Annotated in this window: 22 protein-coding genes; 16 read left to right on the top strand and 6 right to left on the bottom strand. The window is 67.6% G+C overall.

Annotated features, from left to right (window positions below):
• Window positions 1-31: 31 nt before the first annotated feature.
• The 4 genes from BN3385_RS20845 to BN3385_RS20830 are packed head-to-tail and all read left to right on the top strand — an operon-like array spanning window position 32 to window position 4,642.
• Window positions 32-523, top strand: a complete 492-nt coding sequence (locus BN3385_RS20845) for an FxsA family protein (RefSeq protein ID WP_059019606.1) — start codon at window positions 32-34, stop codon at window positions 521-523.
• 48 nt (window positions 524-571) lie between these two features.
• Window positions 572-2,164, top strand: coding sequence for an amidohydrolase (locus BN3385_RS20840; protein ID WP_059019604.1), 1,593 nt, complete (start codon window positions 572-574; stop codon window positions 2,162-2,164).
• A complete protein-coding gene (gene lnt / locus BN3385_RS20835; protein ID WP_059019602.1) occupies window positions 2,157-3,860 on the top strand; it encodes an apolipoprotein N-acyltransferase in 1,704 nt (567 codons plus the stop codon). The genes BN3385_RS20840 and lnt overlap by 8 nt, the downstream gene beginning before the upstream one ends.
• Entirely contained in the window at window positions 3,857-4,642 is a 786-nt protein-coding gene (locus BN3385_RS20830; RefSeq protein WP_059019600.1) for a polyprenol monophosphomannose synthase, read from the top strand. Before lnt ends, BN3385_RS20830 begins: the two co-directional genes overlap by 4 nt.
• A 12-nt stretch (window positions 4,643-4,654) precedes the next feature.
• Here the strand turns inward: BN3385_RS20830 and rbpA are convergent, their stop codons facing one another.
• Window positions 4,655-4,993: an RNA polymerase-binding protein RbpA gene (gene rbpA, locus BN3385_RS20825; RefSeq protein ID WP_059019597.1), complete on the bottom strand. Its 339-nt coding sequence runs from the start codon at window positions 4,991-4,993 to the stop codon at window positions 4,655-4,657.
• A gap of 124 nt (window positions 4,994-5,117) precedes the next feature.
• Between rbpA and BN3385_RS20820 the strand changes: the two genes are divergently transcribed.
• The 5 genes from BN3385_RS20820 to BN3385_RS20805 all read left to right on the top strand — a co-directional run bounded on the left by BN3385_RS20820 (window position 5,118) and on the right by BN3385_RS20805 (window position 8,281).
• Window positions 5,118-5,447: a hypothetical protein gene (locus BN3385_RS20820; RefSeq protein ID WP_156432837.1), complete on the top strand. Its 330-nt coding sequence runs from the start codon at window positions 5,118-5,120 to the stop codon at window positions 5,445-5,447.
• A 200-nt stretch (window positions 5,448-5,647) separates the two neighbouring features.
• Window positions 5,648-6,745: an LLM class flavin-dependent oxidoreductase gene (locus BN3385_RS20815; protein ID WP_059019594.1), complete on the top strand. Its 1,098-nt coding sequence runs from the start codon at window positions 5,648-5,650 to the stop codon at window positions 6,743-6,745.
• 104 nt (window positions 6,746-6,849) lie between these two features.
• The gene (locus BN3385_RS28315; RefSeq protein WP_156432836.1) at window positions 6,850-7,011 is read left to right on the top strand and encodes a hypothetical protein; all 162 of its coding nucleotides are present in this window, start codon (window positions 6,850-6,852) and stop codon (window positions 7,009-7,011) included.
• An 11-nt stretch (window positions 7,012-7,022) separates the two neighbouring features.
• Window positions 7,023-7,373, top strand: coding sequence for an ArsR/SmtB family transcription factor (locus BN3385_RS20810; protein WP_059019592.1), 351 nt, complete (start codon window positions 7,023-7,025; stop codon window positions 7,371-7,373).
• Window positions 7,373-8,281 carry a cation diffusion facilitator family transporter gene (locus tag BN3385_RS20805; RefSeq protein WP_059019590.1) on the top strand — a complete coding sequence of 303 codons (909 nt, stop codon included), beginning with the start codon at window positions 7,373-7,375 and terminating at the stop codon, window positions 8,279-8,281. The genes BN3385_RS20810 and BN3385_RS20805 overlap by 1 nt, the downstream gene beginning before the upstream one ends.
• Here BN3385_RS20805 and BN3385_RS20800 read toward each other — a convergent pair.
• Window positions 8,278-8,955, bottom strand: coding sequence for a hypothetical protein (locus tag BN3385_RS20800; RefSeq protein WP_059019588.1), 678 nt, complete (start codon window positions 8,953-8,955; stop codon window positions 8,278-8,280). The two genes, BN3385_RS20805 and BN3385_RS20800, sit on opposite strands and share 4 nt — an antisense overlap.
• A 74-nt stretch (window positions 8,956-9,029) precedes the next feature.
• Here BN3385_RS20800 and BN3385_RS20795 point away from each other — a divergent pair, with 74 nt between their 5' ends.
• Together BN3385_RS20795 and BN3385_RS20790 are read left to right on the top strand one after the other, a co-directional pair.
• Window positions 9,030-10,550, top strand: a complete 1,521-nt coding sequence (locus BN3385_RS20795) for a carboxylesterase/lipase family protein (protein ID WP_059019586.1) — start codon at window positions 9,030-9,032, stop codon at window positions 10,548-10,550.
• Window positions 10,551-10,622: 72 nt separating this feature from the next.
• Window positions 10,623-12,608: a DUF7064 domain-containing protein gene (locus BN3385_RS20790; protein ID WP_059019584.1), complete on the top strand. Its 1,986-nt coding sequence runs from the start codon at window positions 10,623-10,625 to the stop codon at window positions 12,606-12,608.
• Window position 12,609: 1 nt separating this feature from the next.
• On the opposite strand, the gene BN3385_RS20785 is transcribed toward BN3385_RS20790, so the two are convergent.
• Window positions 12,610-13,497 (bottom strand): SCO6745 family protein, encoded by an 888-nt coding sequence (locus tag BN3385_RS20785; protein WP_059019583.1) that lies wholly within the window; start codon window positions 13,495-13,497, stop codon window positions 12,610-12,612.
• 136 nt (window positions 13,498-13,633) lie between these two features.
• Between BN3385_RS20785 and BN3385_RS20780 the strand changes: the two genes are divergently transcribed.
• On the top strand, window positions 13,634-14,371 hold the full coding sequence (locus BN3385_RS20780; protein WP_059019581.1) for a DUF4333 domain-containing protein: 738 nt from the start codon (window positions 13,634-13,636) through the stop codon (window positions 14,369-14,371).
• Window positions 14,372-14,373: 2 nt separating this feature from the next.
• Here the strand turns inward: BN3385_RS20780 and BN3385_RS20775 are convergent, their stop codons facing one another.
• Window positions 14,374-15,093, bottom strand: coding sequence for a FadR/GntR family transcriptional regulator (locus tag BN3385_RS20775; protein ID WP_082690573.1), 720 nt, complete (start codon window positions 15,091-15,093; stop codon window positions 14,374-14,376).
• Between the two features lie 123 nt (window positions 15,094-15,216).
• Between BN3385_RS20775 and BN3385_RS20770 the strand changes: the two genes are divergently transcribed.
• Genes BN3385_RS20770 through BN3385_RS20760 form a run of 3 tightly spaced genes read left to right on the top strand, consistent with a single transcriptional unit; the run spans window position 15,217 to window position 18,314 of the window.
• A complete protein-coding gene (locus BN3385_RS20770) occupies window positions 15,217-15,717 on the top strand; it encodes a gluconokinase (protein WP_059019577.1) in 501 nt (166 codons plus the stop codon).
• Window positions 15,714-17,150 carry a GntP family permease gene (locus BN3385_RS20765; protein ID WP_059019575.1) on the top strand — a complete coding sequence of 479 codons (1,437 nt, stop codon included), beginning with the start codon at window positions 15,714-15,716 and terminating at the stop codon, window positions 17,148-17,150. Before BN3385_RS20770 ends, BN3385_RS20765 begins: the two co-directional genes overlap by 4 nt.
• Before the next feature lie 45 nt (window positions 17,151-17,195).
• Entirely contained in the window at window positions 17,196-18,314 is a 1,119-nt protein-coding gene (locus BN3385_RS20760; RefSeq protein ID WP_059019573.1) for a LuxR C-terminal-related transcriptional regulator, read from the top strand.
• A gap of 15 nt (window positions 18,315-18,329) precedes the next feature.
• Here the strand turns inward: BN3385_RS20760 and BN3385_RS20755 are convergent, their stop codons facing one another.
• Window positions 18,330-18,851, bottom strand: a complete 522-nt coding sequence (locus BN3385_RS20755; protein WP_059019572.1) for a styrene oxide isomerase — start codon at window positions 18,849-18,851, stop codon at window positions 18,330-18,332.
• Between the two features lie 201 nt (window positions 18,852-19,052).
• Between BN3385_RS20755 and BN3385_RS20750 the strand changes: the two genes are divergently transcribed.
• A complete protein-coding gene (locus BN3385_RS20750) occupies window positions 19,053-20,399 on the top strand; it encodes an NAD(P)/FAD-dependent oxidoreductase (RefSeq protein WP_059019569.1) in 1,347 nt (448 codons plus the stop codon).
• On the opposite strand, the gene BN3385_RS20745 is transcribed toward BN3385_RS20750, so the two are convergent.
• Complete coding sequence (locus tag BN3385_RS20745) at window positions 20,389-20,964, bottom strand: RDD family protein (RefSeq protein ID WP_059019568.1); 576 nt, start codon at window positions 20,962-20,964, stop codon at window positions 20,389-20,391. The two genes, BN3385_RS20750 and BN3385_RS20745, sit on opposite strands and share 11 nt — an antisense overlap.
• Window positions 20,965-21,028: the final 64 nt, after the last annotated feature.

The following is a 21,028-nucleotide window of genomic DNA, read 5'->3' as shown; positions in this document are numbered from 1 at the left end:
ACCCGGCCCGCACCCGAGTCGTTGCCTAGACATGGTGATGCGGACGTTCCTCGTCTACGCGCTCGTCGAACTGGCGGTGCTGGCCGCCCTGACCTGGTCCATCGGGTTGGGGTGGACCCTGCTCGTGCTGCTGGCCACCTCGGTGGTCAGCGTGGCACTGGCCGGATCACAGGTGAAGCGGCAGATCGCCCGGCTGCAGCGCTCGCGCACCAATCCGCAGGGGGCGGTGGCCGACGGCATGCTGGTGGCGCTGGGCACCTTCCTGGTGTTCATCCCGGGCCTGGTCACCACCGTCGTCGGTGCGCTGATGCTGCTGCCACCCACGCGCAGCGCGATGCGCCCGCTGGCCGGGCTGCTCCTGACCCGTGGCATCACCCGCCGTGTCAGTGTCATCAACCTGAACGCCCCGGGCCGGATGTACGCACCGCCGCGCTATGCCGGTGACTACATCGACGGCGAGGTCATCGACGATCAGGTGTACGGCCGCATCCACGACGCCAACATCGTCCGCCGCTACAACTAGCCCGACTCGGTTTCTTCCACACCTGCCTCGCGCGGGACACTGACCGACGTGACCACACTGCTGTTGGGCGGGCGCGTGCACAGCCCGTCGCACCCGGACGCCACCGCCATGGCCGTACGCGACGGTGTCGTGGCATGGCTGGGCAGCGACGACGTCGGCCGCACCCAATTCGGCGATGCCGAGATCATCGACCTCGACGGCGCGTTCGTCGCCCCGGCGTTTGTGGACAGCCATATCCACGTCACCTCGACCGGGCTGCTGCTGACCGGACTGGACCTGACCACCGCCACGTCTGCGAGCGACTGCCTGCGGCGCATCGCCGAGCACGTCGCCGCCCATCCCGGTCAACCGATCTGGGCGCACGGCTGGGACGACACCGCCTGGCCCGGTGACCGGGCCCCCAGCACCGACGAACTCGACGCCGTTGTCGGGACCACCCCGGCCTACCTGGCCCGTATCGACGTGCATTCGGCGGTGGCGTCGAGCGCGCTGCGCGCGCTGGTGCCGGGGCTGTCCGCTGTCGCCGGGTTCGATCCACAGCGGCCGTTGTCGTCCACCGCGCACCACCTGGTCCGCGCACAGGCGAGGGCCCTGCTCACCTCGAAGCAGCGCGCCGAGGCCCGCCGTGCCGCACTGGACGCAGCCGCAGCCGCCGGCATCGTCGCCGTCCACGAATGCGCAGGCCCCGATATCGGCGGCAGTGACGACTGGCAGGAACTGCGCGCCACCGAGCACGGTGTCGACGTCATCGGCTACTGGGGTGAGGCGGTCTCCAGTGCCGCCCAGGCCCGGGCCCTGATCCAGGCCACCGGCGCCCAGGGGCTGGCCGGCGACCTGTTCATCGACGGTGCCCTGGGATCGCACACCGCCTGGCTGTCCCAGCCGTACACCGACCAACCGGACACCTGCGGCAACTGCTACCTCGACCCCGCGACCGTCACCGAGCACCTGATGGCCTGCACCGAGGCGGGCGTCACCGCCGGGTTCCACGTCATCGGCGACGCGGCCGTCGGCGCTGTGGTCGATGCGCTGGAACAGGTCGTCGATAGGTTCGGTGCGCCCGCGGTGGCACGCTGCGGGCATCGCCTCGAACACCTGGAAATGGTGTCGGCCGACCAGGCGGCCAAGCTCGGTCAGTGGGGTGTCACGGGCAGCATGCAGCCCTCTTTCGACGCGCTGTGGGGCGGCACCGACGGCATGTATGCGCGTCGCCTCGGTATCGACAGAGCCGCACTGCTCAATCCATTCGCGCTGTTAGCATCGGCAGGCGTGCCCCTGGCGTTCGGCTCAGATGCCCCGGTGACCAGCATCGATCCGTGGGCGACGGTGCGCGCGGCAGGCCACCACCAGACCCCGGGAAGTGCCATCTCCATGCGTGCCGCCTTCGCCGCCGCCACCCGCGGCGCCTGGCGTGCGGGCGGTGTCCGCGACGGCATCACCGGCACGCTGGTGCCCGGTGCACCGGCGTCCTACGCGGTGTGGGACGTGGGCGACCTTGACGTGGCCGCCCCCGCCGACACCGTGCAGCGGTGGTCCACCGACCCCCGTTCGCGGGTTCCGGCGCTGCCGCGCCTGGATCCCTCCGATCCGCTACCGCGCTGCCTGCAGACGGTGCACCGAGGCGTCGTGCTGCATGGCTGACACCCCATCGCGCCTGCAGCGCATCATCGCCGCGCTCACACCGCGGATGTTCCGGCTACTCGCCACCGCCACCGCGGGGCTGGCCATGTGCATCAGCTTCCCGCCCATCGGCTGGTGGTGGTCGGCGGTGCTCAGCTTCGTGCTGCTGACCTGGGTACTGGTTCACCCCAGGACCACCGTGGCCGGCGGATTCGGTTACGGCCTGTTATTCGGCCTGGCGTTCTACATCCCGCTGCTGCCGTGGATCAGTGGACTCGTCGGGCCGATCCCGTGGCTTGCCCTGGCGGCGCTGCAGGCCCTGTTCTGTGCGGTGTTCGGCATGTTCGCCGTCGTGGTGCGCACGCTGCCGGGCTGGCCGGTCTGGCTGGCGCTGGTGTGGTCGCTGCAGGAATGGCTCAAATCCAGTGTGCCGTTCGGCGGATTCCCTTGGGGTGTCGTCGGATTCGGCCAAACCCAGGGACCGTTCCTGCCGCTCGTCCAGCTGGGCGGGGTGCCCTTGCTGTCGTTCGGCATCGCCCTGGTCGGCACCTCGTTGTGCGCGCTGGGGATCGAGATCGTGCGCTGGTGGCAGCACAGCGGGTCGGGCAAGAAGCACCAGACTCCCTCGCCGGTGGCAGTCCTGGTGCCCGGCCTGTGCATCACCGCCGTGCTGTTGACCACCGCACTGGCCGCACCCCAGGTGCGCCGGGCGGGTGCGGGCAACGAACCCACGGTGACCGTCGCCGCGGTCCAGGGCAACGTGCCGCGCCTCGGGCTCGAGTTCAACGAACAGCGCCGCGCCGTGCTGGACAACCACGTCCGCGAGACCGTGCAACTCGCCGAGGACGTGCGTGCCGGGCTGGTGCCGCAACCGCAGTTCGTGGTGTGGCCGGAGAACTCCTCCGACATCGACCCGCTGACCAACCCGGACGCCGCCCAGCAGATCTCGGTGGCCGTCCAGGCCATCGGGGCGCCGATTCTGGTCGGCACGGTGCTGGCCCGCCCGGAGTGGACGCCGGAGAACCCGACCGCGTCGAACACCGTCGTGGTGTGGGATCCGGTGTCCGGGCCGGGGGAGCGCCACGACAAGCAGATCATCCAGCCGTTCGGCGAGTACCTGCCGTGGCGCAGCTTCTTCAAGCATTTGTCGTCCTACGCCGACCGGGCGGGCTACTTCGTCCCCGGCACCGGCGACGGCGTGGTCCACGCAGCCGGGGTACCGATCGGAGTGGCGACCTGCTGGGAGGTCATCTTCGACCGCGCTTTGCGGGAATCGGTGCGCAATGGCGCCCAGGTGCTGACAGTGCCGACCAACAACGCCACCTTCGACCAGAACATGAGCGAGCAGCAACTGGCGTTCGCCCGGGCCCGGGCCGTCGAGCACGACCGCTACGTCATCGTCGCCGGCACCACCGGGATCAGTGCCGTCATCGCCCCCGATGGCAGCGAAATCGCCCGCACCCAGTTCTTCAGCCCGGCTTACCTCGACGTCCCGATCCGGCTCAAGACCACCGAGACACCGGCGACGCGGTGGGGGCCGCTGGTGCAATGGGTGCTGGTAGGAGCAGCGGTTGCCGTGATTGGCGCCGCCATACTGCACAATGGATGGTTCATACGACCGTTGCGCCGCCGACGGCAGCAACGCGACGAGGCCCCGCCGGACGAGGGCGACGAGCCGTCTGCCCTGGCCGGGCAGCACGATAGAGGAGATTCATGAGCGACCAGGGCAAGAAGGGCTCTGACAAGGGCGCGCCGCGTCCCAGCCAGCGCACCCTGGTGATCATCCCCACCTTCAACGAGCTGGAGAACCTGCCGTTGATCCTGGGCCGGGTGCACAAGGCCCGTCCCGACGTGCACGTGCTGGTCGTCGACGACGGCAGCCCGGACGGTACCGGTGCGCTGGCCGACGAGCTGTCCCTGGCTGACCCGGACCGTCTGCACGTCATGCACCGCACCGCCAAGGACGGGCTCGGTGCGGCCTACCTGGCCGGCTTCGCCTGGGGGCTCAGCCGCCAGTACAACGTCCTGGTCGAGATGGACGCCGACGGCAGCCACGCCCCCGAACAGCTCTACCGGTTGCTGGACGCCATCGACAACGGGGCCGACCTGGCGATCGGCTCGCGCTATGTCGATGGCGGTACGGTGCGCAACTGGCCGTGGCGGCGGCTGGTGCTGTCCAAGACCGCCAACACCTACTCGCGGGTGCTGCTGGGTGTCGGCATCCATGACATCACCGCCGGCTACCGCGCCTACCGGCGCGAGGTGCTGGAGAAGATCGACCTGTCGGCCGTCGACTCCAAGGGCTACTGCTTCCAGATCGACCTGACCTGGCGCACCATCAACAGCGGATTCAGCGTGGTGGAGGTGCCGATCACCTTCAGCGAGCGCGAACTCGGCGTGTCGAAGATGAGCGGTTCGAACATCCGTGAGGCGATGGTGAAGGTCGCCCAGTGGGGGATCGGCGGGCGCCTGGACCGCGCCCGGGGCGTGGTCCGCTAGTCCCGTTTCGGACTAGGTGCCGCGACGCTTGGTCTTGATCAGGTCGAGGCGCTCTTTGAGCAGCTCGTCGAGTTCCTCGATCGACCGGCGCTCCAGCAGCATGTCCCAGTGGGTGCGCGGCGGCTTGACCTTCTTGGGCTCGGGCAGGTCACCCTCGATCAGGGTGCCCTCCAGGCCGTTGCGGCACAGCCAGGTGCCGGGAATCTCGGCGTCGTCGGCGAACGGAACGTCGAACTCCTCGCCGTTCTCAGTGCGGTACCGCGCAATCTGACGCGGCGCCAGGTCGTGGTTGCGGTCAGTCTCGTAGCTCACGGCTCCGAGCCGGCTGCCTCTCAAGACACGATCAGCCATCGTCAACATCTCCTAAGCCAAATATGAAGTCCGGATAGTGAACGCAAGACCTATGTCCGCAGTTCCCGACCCGACCGTCCATGATACCGGGATCACCGGCCCCAGCCGTCTACAGTCCTTAGGCGTGACGCGTCGTACCCGCCCGCAGCCGTGCCGTTGGTGCGGCCGCGAAGTGGCCGATTCCGGGTTGGGCCGGCGCCGGCAGTACTGCCGGCAGTCCTGCCGCCAGCGCGCTTACGAGCAGCGCGCCATGGTCAAGGGCACCTCGGTGCCCGCCGACGCCGTGGTCCTGACTGCCGACGAGGCCGCCGAGTTGTCCGACCGGGTCTACCAGGTGCGATGCGCTGCCGAGGATGTGGCGACCGCGGTCGATGAGGGTGCCGACCGCGCCGAGCTTCGGCACCTCTGCGACGCACTGGTGAAGGCGGCCAAAGCCGCCGACGGATGGCGCTGACCGACCTCCCGTCGCGACGTCGGCGCCGGCTGAGCTGACCCCGGCGATTTCTTCATCACGAATCAAACCCTTATCCGTGTCGCGGGCTGTTCCTACTGTCGACCGAACGCGCCAGCGCCTGGACTTCGCCAAGTGGGTCGACCGCCGCTACAACAGCGCACTTCAGTCCAGTCTCATCAGCGCCAACTAGGGGGTAACGGATGTCGGCGAAGTTCTTCTGGTTCCTGCCCACCAACGGTGACAGCCGCTCCATCGTCGGCGCCTCGCATGCGTCGACCCACCATGCGATCCCGGCCGGGTACCGGGCACCCGGCCGACGGTATCTGGCCGAGATCGCCAGGGCCGCTGACCGGCTGGGCTATGAAGGCGTTCTCACGCCCACCGGGACGTGGTGCGAGGACGCCTGGTTGACGGCCTCGGCCATGCTCGCCGAAACCGAGCGGCTGAAATTCCTGGTGGCCTTCCGGCCCGGCCTGGTGCCGCCCACCCTGGCCGCCCAGCAGGCTGCGACGTTCCAGCGGTTCTCCGACGGCCGGCTGCTGCTCAACGTGGTCAGCGGCGGCGACGATTCCGAACAGCGCCGGTTCGGGGACTGGCTCAGCCACGACGAACGGTATTCGCGCACCGGGGAATTCCTGCACATCGTCAAGTCGATCTGGGAGACCGAGTCTTTCGACTTCAGCGGCGAGTACTTCACGATCCGGGACGGCCGGGTCTCCGAACCACCGAATCCGTTGCCGCAGTTCTATTTCGGCGGCTCGTCGGCCGCCGCGCTTCCGATCGCCGCCGAGCATGTCGACGTCTATCTGACCTGGGGTGAGCCGCCACAGGCCGCTGCCGCGAAGATCAGCAAGGTTAGTGACCTCGCCGCGCAGCGGGGCCGGAGCCTGCGATTCGGGATCCGCCTGCACACGATCAGCCGGGACACCTCGGCGGCGGCGTGGGCGCTGGCCGAGGAGTTGGTCAAGGAACTGACACCCGAGCAGATCCAGGAGGCCACCAAGCTGCACTCCCGGTCGGACTCCGAGGGTCAGCGCCGGATGACCGCACTGCACGGCGGCCAGATCGACAAACTCGAGATCTACCCCAACCTGTGGGCGGGCGTCGGTCTGGTGCGCGGCGGGGCCGGTACGGCCCTCGTCGGCAGCCATGAAGAAGTGGCCAACCTGATCTGGGAGTACCACTCGCTCGGGTTCGACGAGTTCATCCTGTCCGGCTACCCGCATCTGGAAGAGGCGTACTGGTTCGCCGAAGGGGTGTTCCCGCTGTTGCGGGCCAAAGGCGTCATCGCCGGCTGACCGTCGTGTCCGGCCCACAAGGGCCGCGCAGACGTTGGATCACCGGCACAAGCCAGGCAGGTGGCCCCGGCCATACGGTCGTCCTCAACGAAAGGATGATCGACATGATTGCGTGCGAGTTCCTCGTCGACAGCGAGGAATGTCGACACCCCGCCCGAATCCGGGTGGTCCGTGCAGCGGAGAACGGCGAGACCTACACCATCGCGGTGTGCACGCTGCACGCCGCTGACGTGCTGCCCATCATCGCATGGGAGCCGGTCCGCTAATCTATCTGCTTATGAATGCAGATATTGATGCATCTAGGTTGGCCGACGATCATGCCGCCCTCGTCGTCGAGGTGTTCCGCATGCTCGCCGACGCCACCCGGGTGCAACTGCTGTGGGCGCTGCGGGACGCCGAACTCAGTGTCAACGACCTTGTCGAACGGGTCGGCAAACCGGGTCCGTCGGTGTCCCAGCACCTGGCCAAGCTACGGATGGCGCGACTGGTCCGGACCCGGCGGGAGGGCACCCAGGTGTTCTACCGGCTGGAGAACGACCATGTGCGCCAACTGGTCACCGATGCGGTGTTCAACGCCGAGCATGCCGCCGGTGGGGTACCGGCACACCATCAGGGCGGGGGAGCGTGATGGGGCACGGACACAGCCATGACCACGCGGGCCGGGTTGACGACGCGATGCGCGACAGCGCCGCCGGCATCCGCGCGGTCAAGATCAGCCTGGCTGCGCTGGCCGTCACAGCCGTGGTGCAGGTGGCCATCGTAGTGATATCGGGATCTGTTGCGCTGCTTGCCGATACGATCCACAACTTCTCCGACGCGCTCACCGCGATCCCGCTGTGGATCGCGTTCGCACTCGGCAGACGGAACCCGAGTCGGCGCTACACCTACGGGCTGGGCCGGGCCGAAGACCTCGCCGGGCTGTTCGTCGTCGCGGTGATCGGGATCTCCGCCGTGGTCGCCGCCGTCCAGGCGATCCAGCGTCTGCTCCATCCCGCGCCGATCTCCCACGTCGGCTGGGTCGCCGCGGCCGGTCTGGTCGGCTTCGTCGGCAACGAGCTCGTGGCGCTCTACCGCATCCGGGTCGGCAAGCGGATCTCCTCGGCTGCGCTACAGGCCGACGGAATGCACGCTCGCGCCGACGGTTTGACGTCGCTGGCCGTGGTACTCGGGGCGATCGGGGTGGCGCTGGGGTTCCCGGCCGCCGACCCGATCATCGGGCTGCTCATCGCGGCAGCGATCGTGGTGGTCATGGTCGTCGCCGCCCGGGAGGTCTTCGGCCGGCTGCTCGACAGTGTGGACCCGACTCTGGTCGACACCGCCTACCGCGAACTGGCCCGGCAGCCCGGAGTACTTGGGGTGCAACGGGTCCGGATGAGGTGGGTCGGGTTACGGCTGGACGCCGACGTGGAGCTCGACGTGGACCCGCAGCTGAGCCTGCGTCAGGCCCACCAACTCGCGCATGACGCCGAGCACGCGCTGACCCACGCGATCCCCACACTGAACACCGCAGTCGTGCACGCCTATCCGGCGCACTAGCACACGTATTTCAGCCCGATCCCGGGCGGCGGGGTGATCTGCTGGGCGCACGCGTAGGAGTCCACCCCGCTGGCGGCCATGCGGATGGCCGACTGATGGGCGTAGTTGACGCAGTACAGTGCCTCGGCGTCGGTGCGGCACCGGTAATCGCCGAAGGACAGCGAGGAGTCCGGTGGCAGAGCCGGGCCCTGTCCGCTGCCGAACCGGCCCGGATCGCCGTGCGCTGAGCCGATCAGCACGGTGGCACCGTCGAAGTCGACCCAGCCGCCCTTCCACTGCCCGTACACATCAGGCGGTTGCGGTGGCGGGTCGGTCAGCTCCACAAGGCAGGCCAGGCCGGCAGCGCCGTGCTTGGCGTCGGTCATGCAGGTGGTGCCCGCCGCTGTGGTGAACGCGATGTCGTCACCGAGATCGGTACTGGCCCCGCCGCGCAGCGCGATGTGATACCCGGCGGCGTCGACCGGGGCGCCGCCTTCGATCCAGGTGATCACCCCGGCGATCGGGACTCCCGGCGGCGGCGCGGCGGTCGAGCTGGTGGTCGTCGTCGGTGACGTCGACGAGGTTTTGGGCGTCGGTGTGATGGGTGTCAGGGCCGTCGGGCGCGGCTGTCCGCCTGTCGACCCGGAACATCCGGCGACCAGCAGCGACGCTGCGAGCAACACGGCAATTCGCATCCAGCAAGGCTAACGGCACCCAGCTGAGCGGGACGTCAGGCGCGTCGGTGGCGGTTGTTCGCTACCGTCGAGTGATGCACGAACACACCGTCCGCGCGACGACCACCGGCGGCGTCGTCGAAGGGTTCACCAGCGACGGCGTCAACCGATGGCGGTCCATTCCCTACGCCCGGCCGCCGGTGGGTGCGTTGCGGCTTCGCGCCCCGCAGCCGCCCCAGCCCTGGCGTGGGGTGCGGTACTGCCACAGCTTTGCCAACTGCGCCCCGCAGCAGCGCCGTTACACGATGCTCGGGGTCGGCAAGTACCAGCCGATGAGCGAGGACTGCCTGACCCTCAACGTGGTGACGCCGCAGTGGCCGGGCCCGGCACCCGAGGGCGAGCCGCTGCCGGTGATGTTCTTCATCCACGGCGGCGGCTACATCATGGGCAGTTCGGCCACACCGCTCTATGACGGCGCGGCGCTGGCCCGCCGAGGGTGCGTGTACGTGTCGGTCAACTACCGGCTGGGGGCGCTCGGCTGCGTGGACCTGTCCTCGCTGTCGACACCCGAGTTCCCTATCGACAGCAATCTGTTCCTGCGTGATCTGGTGATGTCGCTGCGCTGGGTGCGCGACAACATCGCCACGTTCGGCGGCGATCCCGACAATGTCACGATCTTCGGGGAAAGCGCCGGCGCGCACGCCGTGGCGACCCTGCTCGCCGTTCCCGAGGCCGAAGGCCTGTTCCGGCAGGCGATTTCGGAGAGCCCGGCCTCGGGTCTGGTCAGCACCGGAGAGACCGCTGCGGCGATTGCCCGTAAATTCGCCGACGCGCTCGGCGCCGAGGGTACCGATGCCGCCGCGGCCCTGATGCGGGCCCGGCCCGCCGATCTGGTCACCACCCTGGACCTGCTGCTCGAACGTAGCCTGCACGAAATGGACGGCGCTTTCGCTGTCGGCCCGACCCACGGTGACGACATTCTGCCGCTCGACCCGATCGAGGCGATGAGAACCGGTGCAGCGCACAAGGTTCCGCTGATCGTGGGTACCAACGCCGACGAGGGCAAGTTGTTCACCCGGTTCATGAAGCTACTGCCGACCTCCGAGCACGCCATCGAGAAGCTGCTGGCGTTCGCCGAACCCGAGACCCGCGAGCGCATCACCGCGGCCTACCCCGGCTACCCCCGTCCGGAGGCCTGCGTGCAACTCGGCGGCGACTTCGCCTTCGGTACGGCGGCCTGGCAGATCGCCGAAGCGCACGGCTCCCACGTCCCGACCTATGTGTACCGGTATGACTACGCACCGCGCACGCTGCACTGGTCGGGTCTGGGTGCCACCCACGCGATGGAACTGCTGGCGGTGTTCGACATCTACCGGACCCGGTTGGGGGGTGCCCTGACCGTCGGGATCGACCGGCCCTCCGCACTGCGGGTGAGCCGGGAGGTGCAGAGCCGGTGGCGCAACTTCAGCCGCACCGGGGTCCCCGGCGACGGCTGGCCCACCTACTCGCACCCGGAGCGGCCCGTCCTGGTGTTCGACCGGCACACCCATATCGAATACGACCCGCATGCCCACCGCCGCGAAGCATGGGCCGGGTTCTCACTGGCCGGCCGCTAGCTGTTTGACAGCCGTCAAAAAATAGCCCGCAAGGTCTATCGCCGAAGACCCCGGGTGCCCTAGGTTGGTCGGGTGCAGACCAATGACCTCGTCGTCGAACGCCCCAGTGACCTGACCGCCGAATGGCTGACCGCCGTCGTCGGGGCCGGTACGGTCACCGCCTTCACCGCCGATCGCATCGGCACCGGCCAGATGAGCGAGTGCTACCGCATCGGGCTCACCTACGCCGACGGTCAGGACGGGCCGGCGACGGTCATCCTCAAGGTTGCCGCCACCGACCCGGTGAGCCGGCAGACCGGTCTCGCGCTGGGGCTTTACGAGCGTGAGGTGAGGTTCTACACCGAGGTCGCGCCCCGTCTCGGCGGGCCGATCGCCGAGTGCTTTCACTCCTACTACGACCCGCAGACCGGCATCTTCACCCTGCTGATCGATGACGCCGCCCCAGCGGTCGTGGGGGATGAGATCCGCGGTGCGACCAAGCAGGACGCGGAACTGGCACTGACCCAACTCGGCCGGCTGCACGCCCCGGTGATCGGTAGCGAAACCTTCGCCGAGGCCGACTGGCTCAACCGCGAGGCCCCGATGAACCAGGCGCTCATCTCCCAGCTGTACGCCGGTTTCCTCGACCGCTACGGCGACGCGGTCACACCCGACCAGCGCACCGTGTGTCAGCGTCTGGTGGACAGCTTCGACGCCTACCTCGCCGAGGAACGCGCATCGGACCGGATCAAGGGCCTGGTCCACGGTGACTACCGGTTGGACAACATGCTGTTCGGTCGCCCCGGTTCACGACGAGATCTGACGGTGGTGGACTGGCAGACCGTCGGGTGGGGCCCGGCGATGACCGATGCCGCCTACTTCATCGGGTGCGCGCTGACGATCGAGGATCGCCGGGAGCACTACGACGACCTGCTGCGGGCCTACCACGCTGGCCTGGGCCCGGACACGTCGGTCACCCTGGAGCAGGTACGCGACGGTGTCCGGCGACAGAGTTTTGCCGGCGTGATGATGGCCGTCGTCTCCTCGATGCTCGTCGAGCGGACCGAACGTGGCGACGAGATGTTCCTGACCATGCTGGATCGGCATAGCAGTCACGTGCTGGACACCGATGCGCTGGCGATCCTGCCCGATGTCGCTGAACCGGCCCTGGTACCCGACCCCGTCGACGAGGGTCCGCACCAGCCCGACGACGAACCGCTATGGAATGAAAGCTGGTACTGGGACTTCGCCGATCCGGGCCAGGGCATCGGTGGCTGGATCAGGCTCGGTTTGGTGCCCAACCAGCAGGTGTCGTGGATCAACGCGCTGGTGTGCGGGCCGGACATGCCGACGATCGCCCTGCTGGACTTCGAGGCGCCGGTCCCCGCCGATCCTTGGACTGTTGTCGGCGACGGCGTCGAATTGCGGCACGGCGCAACGGATCCGCTGCGGTCCTATCGGGTCGAGGTCCGCGGCGTGGGCCAGGCCTATGACGATCCGTCGGCGATCCTGCGCGGCGAGCCGGGCCGACCGGTCGACGTGGAGATGGATCTCACCTGGACCACCACGGGCACGCCGTATGCCTACCGGATCTCCACCCGCTACGAAATTCCCTGCACCATCAGCGGAACGGTCACCGTCGACGGCCACACCTACACCTTCGATTCGGTGCCGGGGCAGCGCGACCACTCCCACGGTGTGCGGGACTGGTGGGGGATGGACTGGGTGTGGAGTGCACTGCACCTCGACGACGGCAGCCATCTGCACGGAGTGGCCCTGAGCATCCCCGGGCTGGGTCCGGTCAGCGTCGGCTACCTCCAACGCGGGGATGAGCCGGTCGTGGAGACCACCTCGGTGACCGCGGAAGCCACCTTCGAGGACAACGGCCTGCCGGTGCAGACCCGGATCGTCTACGAACCGGGCCCGGTCGACACCACGATCCGGGTGCTCGGCCACGCACCGGTACGACTGGTCGGACCGGATGGCCGGGTGGCCCAGTTCCCGCGGGCCTGGGTCGAGGTCGAGACCGCCGACGGGCGGCGCGGGGTCGGCTGGGCCGAGTGGAACCGCAACCTCTGAACTAGAGGTGCGCGGCGTCGTCGTCGAGGTCGTCGCGCTGCAAACCCATCGGGGTGGTCGCCGGGATATCGCCGGCGGCGATCACCTGCCGGGTCAGCGGTGTCAGTGCTGCGAACAGGCGCTGGACCTCGGTGTCGTCGAGGCCGGCAAGTCCGCCGAGCGCCACTGTGTCGGTGCGATCCTCGACCCGATCCTTAAGTGCCCGGCCCGCGTCGGTGAGATCACCTGTGGCACTGAGTAATCCGCGCGCCGCGAGGCTCTCGACACAGGACTGCCATTCGTCGTCGCTGTAGTCCCGGCTGCGCTTGATGAACGCCTCAGGGACGGCGCCGGCCGCGACATGCAGCACGTTGGCTTCCCGGCCACCGATACCTTCGGCCACAAGAGCGGCCACATGACCATCACCGCGCTGCTCGCGCAGCAGAGTCGCGGCGTGCCACAACAAGGCCAGTGGCGTCTCGGGCATCGGTAGCGCCAGGTTCGCGGCGAACAGCGGTCGGCCATCCAGGGGGGCGCGCCGGGCAGCATCGGCGGCCAGCCGGGCCGCCTCGGCGACTCCGGGGGTGTCATCGGTCAACCCGTAGCGGCGCAGTGCGATGACCGCAGTCTCCTCGCGGACGCGCAGCACCTCCGGCGGTGCGGCGATCTCCCAGACTGAGGGCAGCATCCGGTGCACGCGGTCGGCGGAGAAGTTGTAGAAGATCGCTGTCACCACCTCGGGTGCCACGACGCCCAGCGGTGCGGACCGCGCAGCGAAGTAGCCCCGCCAGAAGCCGGTGAATCCCATGGCGCCCAATTCGGTTTGGACTTCGGGGGCGAAATAGGTGACGGCGTGGATGGGTTCGAACCGGTCGAAGAAGCGGCGGGCCAGCCGGGGAGTTCTGCTCACCTCAGCAGTCAATCACCTGCCGCGACCCGGTCGGCACGGGACTTGGGCGGTTACCTCGTCGGGCTCTCAGCAACTTGGTATCTTGCTCGCAGAAATCCACGGAACCCGTGGTGACGGCAAACTTTGGGAGGCCAGAATGCGACGGACGAGTGCTGTGGTGGCGGCGCTGGTGGTCGGCGGTGCGGCGTTGGCGGGCTGTTCGTTCAACGTCTCGACCGGAAAGCCGGTGGTGGACAAGGCCGATCTGCAGAAAGACATCACTGAGCGGCTGACCAAGGCGGGCGCCAAGCCGGAATCGGTGACGTGCAAGGACAATCTGGAGGGCGAGGTCGGCAAGACCACCCGCTGCGAGGTGGTGCTCAGCAGCACCAACAGTTTCGAGCCGATCGTCACCGTGACCAAGGTCGAGGGTTCCACCGTCAGCTACGACATGTCGCCTGCGGTCAACAAGGAGCAGCTGGAGAAGACCGTGGCCAACATGGTGTCGCAGGCCTCCGGCGCCAAGGTCGATTCGGTCAGCTGCGAGTCCGGTCTGGACGGCAAGCAGGGCGCCGAGGCGCATTGTGATGTCACGGCGGGCGGGGTCACCCTGAAGCGGACCGTCGAGGTGACCGAGGTGAACAACCTGCTGATGAACTTCACCGTCATCCCTGTGCTGCCCAAGGCCCAGGTGGAGAACTCGCTGCTGGATCAGCTCGAAGCTCAGCTGGGGCAGCGGCCTGATTCCGCGGATTGCTCCGGCGATCTCGAGGGCAAGCCGGGCACCACGGTGGACTGTGCGGTGGTTGCGGGCGAGGAGAACCAGGACTTCACGCTGACGGTCACCACCGTCGACGGCGATACGGTCAACTACAGCTTCGAGCCGAAGGCCTGACCCTAGCCGGGTGCCCCCGAGGAGTCCGCGGCCACCGCCGCGGCTGACTCGTCGATGATGGCGCGCATCGCGCGCTCGGCGGCGTCTTCGTCACGCAGCCGGACCGCGCGCGCCACCTGATCGTGCAATTCGATCGCGGCGGGGTTGGGGGTACTGGGCATCATCCCGTGGTGGGTGCGGCCGGCGAGCACCTCGGCCACCACGTCGTAGAGCGCCCGAAACATCTCGTTGCCGCTGGCTTCCAGCAACGCGCGGTGAAAGACTTTGTCCGCCAACAGGTATGCGTCCAGATCGCCGGATCGGCCGTGTACCACCATGTCGGACACCGCAGCCGCCATGATCCGGCACTGATGGGGGTCGGCTCGCCGGGCGGCCAGTGCCGCGGCGGCGGGCTCGAACCCGCGCCGTAGTTCGGACAGCGAGAGTAGTTGGGCTGCGCGGTCGCCGACGTCGAGGCGCCAACGGATCACCCGGGGGTCGAAAACGTTCCAGTTGGTCGAGGGCTGGATGGTGATGCCGACCCGACGGCGCGGGGCAACCATGCCCATCGACTCGAGCACCCGGATGGCTTCGCGTGCGACGGACCGGGAGACCCCGTGGGCGGCGCTGACGGAGTCCAGGGTCAGCACCTGACCGGGTTGGTAGCGCCCGGAGACGATGTCCTGGCCCAATGCGGTCAGCACATTGCCATGCAACTCGCCGACTATTGGCTCCGAGGTCACCCATACATGCTGTCATACGAGCTCTGCTAACCATAAAAACAGATTCATAACGATTTGGTCTTGAATAAGTATGACTATTGAGGCATGCTGTGTGACATGCCGCACAGCAGGGTAGACGCAGGCATGACCTCACCGATCGTGGTCATGGGGGTGTCCGGTTCGGGGAAGTCGACCGTCGGTGCCGCCTTGGCCCAACGACTCCGAGTGCCATTCGCCGATGCCGACGACTTCCACCCACCGGCCAACATCGCCAAGATGACGGCCGGTCATCCGCTCGACGACACCGATCGCTATCCCTGGCTGGAGACCATCGGCCGCTGGCTTGCCGACCATGCCGGGGGTGGAGTGATGAGCTGTTCGGCACTCAAGCGCAGCTACCGCGATCAACTGCGGCGGCATTGCCCCGGGGTGATCTTTCTGCATCTGAGCGGGTCTCCCGACGTGATCGCCCGCAGGCAGGCGAGCCGGCCGGGCCACTTCATGCCGGCCTCCCTGCTGGCCTCGCAGTTCGACACCCTTGAACCCCTCGACGACGACGAGCATGGCGTCGCCATCGACATCGACCAGAGCATCGACGCGATTGTCGAGAGCTACATGTCCCGCACGACAGGAGAGACCGCATGAATCCGTCCAGCCTTCTTCTGGCCGAAGCGCCGAAGCTTCCCGAACCGGTGGCCTCCGGCTGGCAGCTCATCCTGGCCTTCCTCGCCGGGATCGGTGTGATCGTCGTGCTGATCACGATCGCCAAACTGCATCCGTTCCTGGCCTTGATCTTCGGTGCCCTCTCGGTCGGGATCGTCGCGGGGGAGAACCTGGAGAAGGTGCTCAAGTCGTTCTCCGACGGCTTCGGTTCGACCGCAGCCGGCGTGGGCATTCTCATCGCGCTCGGGGCGATGTTCGCCAAACTGCTCGCTGACTCCGGTGGCGCCGACGAGATCGTCGACACCATCGTCGGACATGCCTCGCCACGCGCCCTTCCGTGGGCGATGGCTCTGGTGGGCGCCATCATCGGGCTCCCGATGTTCTTCGAGATCGGTCTGGTACTGCTCATGCCGGTGATCTACCTGGTCGCGCGCCGCTCCGGGCTGTCCTTGATCACGGTCGGAATCCCAGCGCTGGCAGGGCTTTCCGCGATGCACGGTTTCGTACCGCCACACCCCGGTCCGCTGACCGCCATCAATCTGCTCGGAGCCGACCTCGGTCTCACCCTGGCGCTGGGCGTCGGCGTCGCGATCCCGACGATCATCGTCGCCGGCCCACTGTTCGGAAAGCTCGCCGGGCGGTGGGTGGTCGTGGAAGCGCCGGACACCTTCGCGCCCGACGAATTCGCCGCGCGCCGTGAGGGTCCCGGAGCCGCATTGGCCACCGGTGAGGAGCGGCGGCTGCACCGCCCGTCCTTCGGGATGACGATGTTCAGCGTGCTGCTGCCGGTGGTGCTGATGCTCGGCAAGGCCTTGGTGGACATCTTCATCGATGACAAAAACCAGTGGTTCCGAGTCACTTTCGATGTCCTGGGCACCCCGCTGGTGGCTCTTCTGATCGCCGTGATCGTGGGGATCTTCACGTTGGGTCTGGGCGCGGGAATGTCGCGCAGTCAGCTGACGACGTGCGTGGAGTCGGGGCTGCCGCCGGTGGCCGGGATCATCCTGATCGTCGCCGCGGGCGGCGGCTTCAAGCAGATTCTGGTCGACAGCGGCATCGGCACCCTGCTCGCCGACTGGGCCAAGGACGTCAACATCTCGGTGATCCTGCTGGCCTGGTTGCTCGCGGTCCTGATCCGGCTGGCCACCGGCTCGGCCACGGTCGCGACCATCACCGCGTCGTCACTGGTACTCGGACTGGTCGAGGGACTCAGTGGCTCGCAGGTCTCGCTGGTCGTACTCGCCGTCGGCGCGGGCTCGCTGTTCTTCTCGCACGTCAACGACGCCGGGTTCTGGTTGGTCAACCAGTACTTCCGGCTCAGCGTCGGACAGACCATCAAGACCTGGTCGATCATGGAGACAGTGCTCTCGGTGACCGGTCTGGTGGTGGTGTTGCTGCTCGGCCTGGTGATCTAGCGGCATCTCGGACCACGGGCTGCGGCGCGCTGTTAGCGTCCACTCGTGACCCGTGCCGGCAGCGATCTGCGCAGCTACGGCCTCGCAGGTGTGCTGCCGGCGTGGCCGGACAACCCGCCCGCCAGCGTGAGCTCCGAACAGCGCGCGGCACTCGATGACGAGCTGGCCGATCTCGAGGAGTTGTTGGGACGTCTCACCGCGTCCAGCCCGCCAGAAGTGCAAGCGGCGGTGCGAGCGTTGGCCGATCTGCACGAACGACGCGACCGGGCCGCCGATGCCCAGTTGCGCGAGCGCCTCGACGTGCTGGGCCGAGTGCAGAAGGCCCTGTCCCATCTGCGCCGGATGCCCAGCGCCGAGGCGATCATCGCGGCAGCCCCCCGGCAGGCCTGCGAAGCCTGCGGCTTCGATCGGGCGGTGCTCTACCGGTTGCGCGGCAATCAGATGCTGGCCGAGTCGCTCTGGGTTAACGGCGATCCCGCCACATCCGTGCGGCTGCTGGAGTTCAGCCGCGATCACCCCGCCGAGCTGACCGCGGGCATCCTCGAATCCGAGATGATCCGGGGCCGGAAGCCGATGGCGATCCAGGATGCCATCGGGGATCCGCGGGTGCTCGCCACGTTGGTGGAGGCCTACGACAGCCATTCCTACGTCGCGGCGCCGATCATGCCGGAGGGCCGGGTCATCGGCTTCCTGCATGCTGACCATCGCCTCAAACCACGCCGGGTCGACGAGTTCGACCGGGACAGCCTGTGGGCGTTCGCGGAAGGCTTCGGGCACGTGGTCGAGCGAGCCCAGCTCGCCGATCGACTGCGGGCCCAAGGCGACGAGTTGCGCAAGCTGCTGCAGCGAACCGACGCGGTCGTTGCCGAATACCTCGATGCCGAAGTGGAACTCGTCAGCGTCGACTCGGCGGGTGCGGGAGCCACGAGTGCGACCGCCGCGATCCTGCCACCCGTCGACAGTGCGACACCCGGGCAACTCTCCAAGCGCGAACTCGAGGTGCTGGCGCTGCTGGGCACCGGTGCCTCGAATGCGCATATCGCTGCGCGGCTGGTGATTGCCGAGGACACCGCGAAGTCACATGTGAAGCGGATTCTGCGCAAGCTCGGAGCGGCGAACCGCGTCGAGGCGGCGACCATCTGGCTTCGGGCGCAACAACCGTGACATCCGGCCCGGCACCTAGACGTCGGAGCCGGTGAGCGGCGTCTCCGAGTCAACAGCCGTGGGCCGCTTGGTGACCAGCGAGCGCCAGGCGATCATCGCCAACACGACCATGACGATGACGATGCCGACGTAGAAGAGAAAGAACGGAATGCGGTTGGTCAGCGGCCCGCCGAAATAGAGTCCGCGGCTGTTGGGAAAGATCGCGTCGAACAACGATGCGATGGAGAACATCCACCCGACCCCGATCATGCCGATCGAGACCCGGCGTAGGCCGCGGCCACCGAATGGCAACAGCGGCAGCAACAGGGCCAGGATCCACAGGATCAAGCCGTTGATGATGGCTTCCAAATGCGTCATCCGCCAGGCCTTTTCGCTCCCCGGAAGTTGGACGTCGAACACCGGGAACGGCCAGACGTCGATCCGCCCGAGCAGATAGAACAGAAACCCGAACCCGGCCACGCCGCCGAAGAAGATCAGCAGTGCGCCGTGACCGATCAACAGGCGCTGGGTGTTTCGGATCGCGGTGGGTGGTGTCATTGCTGTCCTCTGCTGTGCGGTGCGGACGTGTGGCGCCGTCTGCTGGATCGGGTCCCATGATCCCGATCCACGCGCTGCAGCTACACCCGGAATACAGCGGTTTCACCCCGAATGGCTACAACGTGTACCACTTGTGGCGAAGAAATCCGCTTCCCGGGCGACTTAGTTTGAGCCGGTCGCAGTGGGAGAGAGGCGGAGCTGATGAATCCAGCGGTACAGCATCTGGATACCGACTATCTGATCGTGGGTGCCGGCGCCATGGGTATGGCGTTCGCCGACGTGATCCTCGATGAGGATCCCGCGGCGCGCATCGTGATGGTCGACCGGCACGCCAACCCCGGCGGTCACTGGAACGACGCCTACCCTTTCGTCCGATTGCACCAGCCCGCGGAATTCTATGGTTTGCAGACCACACCGCTGGGACAGGGCGGGGCCGATCTGAGCTCGGGTGCCGAGATCGTCGCCTACTTCCGCAGGGCGATGGATCGCTTCCTGGCCAGCGGCCGGGTCGACTTCCTGCCGATGAGTGAGTACCGGGGTGAGGGCCGGGTGGTGTCCACCGTCGACGATGACCGGGTCACCACGGTGACCGCAGCGCGCCGCGTTGTCGACGCCACGTTCATGAACGTCACGGTGCCGTCGGTCTGTCCTCCGCGCTACACCGTCGACCCTGGCGTCGCCCTGATTCCGCCGAACGGACTGGCCACGATCGGCCAACCGTCGCAGCGCTACGTGGTGATCGGCGCCGGCAAGACGGGGATGGACTCGATTCTCTTCCTACTGGCCAATGGGGTTGCACCCGAGCGCATCCAGTGGATCGTCTCGCAGGACGCGTGGCTGCTCAACCGTGGTGCGATGCAACCGGGCATCGTCCTGGACTCGGTGGTGTCGATGGTGCGCAGCCTGGTGGACGCGGCCACTGTCGACGACATCTTTCTGCAGCTGGAACGCCAGGGCGTCATCATGCGGCTGGATCCGGACACGCTGCCGACCAAATGGCGGTGCGCCACCGTCGACCGGCCGGAATTGGCCAAGCTGCGCCAGATCCGCAACGTCGTCCGGATGGGCCGGGTGCAACGCGTCGGCCGCGATGAGGTCGTCCTCGACCGCGGGTCGATCGACATCGTTCCGGACAGTCTGTTCATCGACTGCTCGGCGGACGGCCTGGCCAGGCGGCCCGCACAGCCGTTGTTCGCACCGGGCCGTGTCACACTGCAACCGATCTTCATGTGCCAGCAGACATTCAGCGCGGCACTGATCGCGCACTTGGAACTACTCGATGTCGATGATCGACGGCGCAACGGAATCTGCACACCCGTCCCGCATCCGCAGAGCAAGGACGACCTGCCTGCTCAGTTGGTGACCACCGCGCAGAACATGATCAATTGCAACCGCAGCATCCCGATCTGGTTGCGCCGTAGTCGCCTCTATCTGGGGCACCACAGCTCGCTGCCCGACTATGTGGCCGGGTCGGCCACGATACTGCGGCTGCAGCGCCGGGCAACCGCCGCGATGAACCGGGTCCGGCGAGAGCCGATCAGCCCTTGACCACCTGGGTGCCGCCGGCCAGCTCGTCGTGCTTGCCCTGCTTGGTCGGGCTGTTGTTGATGGTCACCGCGATCACGATGTAGGCGATGAACGCCAGCAGGCCACCGATGTAGGGGATCACCGACAGCAGGGTGAACGAGTTGCGGATCGCCGACTGCTGGGCGGTCGGCTTGGGCGCCCCACCCGGTCCGCGGACCGACAGGCCGAGGAGCTTCTTGGCCGGTGTCCAGCCCTGGCTGACCTCGAAGATCACGAAGTAGGCGAACGTCAGCAGACCCGAAAACAGGCCGGTGACAAGGATATTGCTGGTCGCATGAAATACGAAGGCCAGCACGAACGCCACGATGCCGACGAAGATGCCGTCGATCAGACGGGCCGCGAACCGCAGGCCCAGACTGCCCGGCTCGACCCCGGGAACGGGCGGCGGCGGGTAACCCGGCTGACCGTAGGGATTCGGCGGCGGGTAGCCGCCGGGCTGGCCGTACTGACCCGGCGGAGGCGGTGGCGGCGGGGGAAAGCCCTGCGGTTGCCCGTAGGCGTTCGGATCGTAATCACCCGTCGTCATCAGATCTCCTTGGTGCCGATGTCATGGGGCACCCAATCTACCCCGCACACCCACGGCCGTCGGA

This window comes from Mycobacterium sp. M26, from assembly GCF_001494595.1.
Classification (GTDB): domain Bacteria; phylum Actinomycetota; class Actinomycetes; order Mycobacteriales; family Mycobacteriaceae; genus Mycobacterium.
The sequence above is the reverse complement of the archived record's forward strand: the minus strand, read 5'-3'. Positions and strand labels throughout refer to the sequence as shown.